The following is a 4,095-nucleotide window of genomic DNA, read 5'->3' on the forward strand; positions in this document are numbered from 1 at the left end:
TCGAAGATCACCGAATCCCAGCTCGCCGCCGCGATGTCGGCCCCGAAGCGGCGCAGACACTCGCCGCGGAAATAGGCCCGGGTGTCCGACGGCGGGGTGTGCACCGCGTCGAGCACCTGCTGTTCGGACACCAGCCGCTGCATCGACCCGCGGGCCACCAGACGGTTGTACAGACCCTTGTCCAGGCGCACATCCGAATACTGCAGGTCCACCATGTGCAGGCGCGGCGCCGACCAGGACAATCCCTCCCGGTTGCGGAAACCCTCGAGCAGCCGCAGTTTCGCCGGCCAGTCCAGCAGGTCCGCGCATTCCATCGGGTCGCGTTCGAGCAGGTCGAGCACCATCGCCCACTTGTCGAGGATGTCGAGGATCCGCTTGTCCTCGGTGCCGTCGTGGAACTTCGCGACCCGCTCGTGGTAGATCCGCTGCAACGCCAGGCCCGTCAACTCCCGGCCGTCGGCGAGCGCGACGGTCTTGCGCAGCGACGGATCGTGACTGATGTGATGCACCGCGGTGACCGGGCGGGCCAGCTGCAGATCCGACAGGTCGATGCCCGCCTCGATCAGGTCGAGCACCAGCGCGGTGGTGCCGACCTTGAGGTAGGTGGACATCTCCGCCAGGTTCGCGTCACCGATGATCACATGCAGCCGCCGGTACTTGTCGGCGTCGGCATGCGGCTCGTCGCGGGTGTTGATGATGCCGCGCTTGAGGGTGGTCTCGAGACCGACCTCGACCTCGATGTAGTCGGCGCGCTGCGACAACTGGAAACCCGGCTCGTCGCCGGACTGCCCGATCCCCACCCGCCCCGAGCCGGTGATCACCTGCCGGGAGACGAAGAACGGCGTCAGGCCCGCCACCACCGCGGAGAACGGGGTGTCGCGGTCCATCAGATAGTTCTCGTGGGTGCCGTAGGAGGCGCCCTTGCCGTCGACATTGTTCTTGTACAGCTGCAGCCGCGGCGCGCCGGGCACACTCGACGCGTGCCGCGCTGCGGCCTCCATCACCCGCTCACCGGCCTTGTCCCAGATCACCGCGTCCAACGGGTCGGCGACCTCCGGTGCGGAGTACTCCGGGTGGGCGTGGTCGACGTACAGCCGCGCCCCGTTGGTGAGGATCATGTTCGCGGCGCCGACCTCGTCGGCGTCGATGACCGGGGCCGGGCCGTTGAACCGGCCCAGATCGAAGCCCCGCGCGTCGCGCAACGGTGATTCGACCTCGTAGTCCCAGCGGGTGCGGCGGGCGCGCGGCACCCCTTCGGCCGCCGCATAGGCCAGCACCGCCTGCGTGGAGGTCAGGATCGGGTTCGCCGATGGCTCGTTGGGTGAGGAGATCCCGTACTCGACCTCGATACCGATGATCCGCTGCATGCCGTCGAGCCTAGGCGATCCGGGCGGTCGTGGTCGTGGACCACCCCGCCGCCCCGATCAGGGGGCCCGCCGCGGGGTGCAGTCCAGATAGCCCGGCGCCCCGATCGCCCGCAGCGCCATCCGCACCGGCAGCGGCGCCCAGCTCGCCTGCGGATCGTTGCCGAGCCGCGGCGCGGTCACCGGTACCGCCTCACCCCGGGTGTGCACCACGGCGCTCCCGGCGGCGCGCACGTTGCGCACCCAGTCGGTGTCGGCGCCGTAGGTCAACGCGATCCGCAGATCGTCCCCGACGCCGAACAGCAGCACCGGGGTGCGGAAGATCCGGCCCGAGCGGCGACCGCGATGCTCGACCACCGCGGTGCCGGGCAGCAACTGCGCGAACGGGGTGGTGACCCGGTTGGTGACCACCTTGTTGAACCGGGCCATCGTGTGCGGCAGCGGCATGACCGGGCCTCCCCCCGGAAGAGCGCGGCGGCCGGGCCTTCCGGATCGGGGAAGGCCCGGCCGCCGCGGTCGAGTCCTACAGGTACTGGCCGGTGTTCGATTCGGTGTCGATCGCGCGGCTCGCGCTGGCGTTCTTGCCGGTGACCAGGGTGCGGATGTACACGATCCGCTCGCCCTTCTTCCCCGAGATCCGGGCCCAGTCATCCGGATTCGTGGTGTTGGGCAGGTCCTCGTTCTCGGCGAACTCGTCGACGATCGAATCGAGCAGATGCTGCACCCGCAGACCGGGCGCCCCGGTCTCGAGCACCGACTTGATCGCGTACTTCTTCGCCCGGTCGACGATGTTCTGGATCATCGCGCCCGAGTTGAAGTCCTTGAAGTACAGGACCTCCTTGTCGCCGTTGGCGTAGGTCACCTCGAGGAAACGGTTGTCCTCGGACTCGGCGTACATCCGCTCGACGACCCGTTCGATCATCGTCCGCACGCACGCGACCCGGTCGCCACCGAACTCGGCGAGATCGTCGGCGTGCACCGGCAGGCTCTCGGTCAGGTACTTCGAGAAGATGTCCTGGGCGGCCTCCGCGTCCGGACGTTCGATCTTGATCTTCACGTCGAGGCGGCCGGGCCGCAGGATCGCCGGGTCGATCATGTCCTCCCGGTTCGACGCGCCGATGACGATGACGTTCTCGAGCCCTTCGACACCGTCGATCTCGGCGAGCAGCTGCGGCACCACCGTGGTCTCCACATCGGAGGACACCCCCGACCCGCGGGTACGGAAGATCGAGTCCATCTCGTCGAAGAACACGATCACCGGGGTGCCCTCGGACGCCTTCTCCCGGGCCCGCTGGAAGATCAACCGGATGTGCCGCTCGGTCTCACCGACGAACTTGTTCAACAGTTCCGGGCCCTTGATGTTCAGGAAGAACGACTTCGCTTCCTTCGAATCGTCGCCGCGGGCCTCGGCGATCTTCTTCGCCAGCGAATTCGCGACGGCCTTCGCGATCAGGGTCTTACCGCAACCGGGCGGACCGTACAGCAGCACACCCTTCGGTGGGCGCAGCGAGTACTCGCGGAACAGGTCCTTGTGCAGGAACGGCAACTCCACCGCATCGCGGATCTGCTCGATCTGCCGGCCCAGACCACCGATGTCGCCGTAGTCGACGTCCGGGACCTCCTCGAGCACGAGATCCTCGACCTCGGCCTTCGGGATCCGTTCGAAGGCGTAACCGGCCTTGCTGTCGACCAGCAGCGAATCACCGGGGCGCAGCGTGAACGAATTCTCGTCGTCGACGAGGGCGTCGGTCTCGACGTCGGCGGCGGCCGCGGCCAGCGGCGCCGCCAGCCACACGATGCGTTCCTCGTCGGCGTGCCCCACCACCAGCGCCCGGGTACCGTCGTCGAGCACCTCCCGCAGAGTGGTGATCTCCCCGACGCGTTCGAAACCACCGACCTCCACAACGGTCAACGCCTCGTTCAACCGCACCGTCTGACCGGGCCGGAAGGTGTCGAGTTCGAGATTCGGCGACACCGCGACCCGCATCTTGCGGCCCGAGGTGAACACGTCGACGGTCTGGTCGTCGAACGTCTCGAGCAACACCCCGTAGCCGCTCGGCGGCTGGGCCAGCCGGTCGACCTCCTCACGCAGCGTGATCAACTGCTGACGCGCATCCTTGAGGGTCTCGAGCAGTTTGCCGTTGCGGACCGTGAGGGATTCGAGCCGGGTCTCGAGGTCGCGTACCTGATCGGACGGTTCGCCGAGCCGACGACGCAAGGTCGCCACCTCCATGCGCAACTCATCGATCTCTCGTGCCGCCGCAACCGCATCCGGCTTCTCTGACGAGCTCATAGCGACTCCCTCCACTGTCGGTCATTCCACGCTACCGGGACATCGCCCGGCATGGGGGAGGACACGAAACAGTCGTGTTCCGAACATGTGTCGCGTGCGGGACGCACCATGGCACCACACCCCCGATCCACTGTCGGGCTTCCCGAGACCGTGAGTCGACCGGTCCCCTCGAAGGTACTCTCCCGTGATCCCGCGCCCGCCGGGTCCCGCAGGTCGGCGTCGGCTCAGCCCTTGCTGGGCCGACGCTGCGGCTTCGGGGTCTCCACCCCGTCCTGCAGCCGCCGGGCACTGACCAGAAACGCGGTGTGCCCCTGCATCCGATGCTCCGGCCGCACCGCCAGCCCCACCACGTGCCAGCCGCGCACCATCGACTCCCACGAGCGCGGCTCGGTCCAGCAGGTCTGCTCCCGCATCGCCTCGACCACCCGCGACAGCTGC

3 protein-coding genes and 1 pseudogene are annotated in these 4,095 nt (G+C 68.1%); all 4 read right to left on the minus strand.

From position 1 onward, the window contains the following. Positions 1 to 1,367, minus strand: a 1,367-nt coding sequence (dop, locus tag R1101_RS0117500; protein ID WP_016934660.1) for a depupylase/deamidase Dop, incomplete at its 3' end; no start/stop codon positions are given. Between the two features lie 57 nt (positions 1,368 to 1,424). Beyond that, positions 1,425 to 1,811: a nitroreductase family deazaflavin-dependent oxidoreductase gene (locus R1101_RS0117505; RefSeq protein WP_016934661.1), complete on the minus strand. Its 387-nt coding sequence runs from the start codon at positions 1,809 to 1,811 to the stop codon at positions 1,425 to 1,427. A 76-nt stretch (positions 1,812 to 1,887) separates the two neighbouring features. Then, complete coding sequence (gene arc, locus R1101_RS0117510) at positions 1,888 to 3,657, minus strand: proteasome ATPase (protein WP_026003406.1); 1,770 nt, start codon at positions 3,655 to 3,657, stop codon at positions 1,888 to 1,890. Positions 3,658 to 3,881: 224 nt separating this feature from the next. Further along, positions 3,882 to 4,095: pseudogene (locus tag R1101_RS0117515) on the minus strand (SAM-dependent methyltransferase); the annotation flags it as partial.

The sequence above is a fragment of the Rhodococcus sp. R1101 genome (genome assembly GCF_000278445.1).
Lineage (GTDB): Bacteria > Actinomycetota > Actinomycetes > Mycobacteriales > Mycobacteriaceae > Rhodococcus > Rhodococcus gordoniae.

Coding starts and splice junctions, on each gene's coding strand:
- R1101_RS0117505 (WP_016934661.1), bottom strand. CDS start 1,811: ATGCCGCTGCCGCACACGATGGCCCGGTTCAACAAGGTGGTCACCAAC.
- arc (WP_026003406.1), bottom strand. CDS start 3,657: ATGAGCTCGTCAGAGAAGCCGGATGCGGTTGCGGCGGCACGAGAGATC.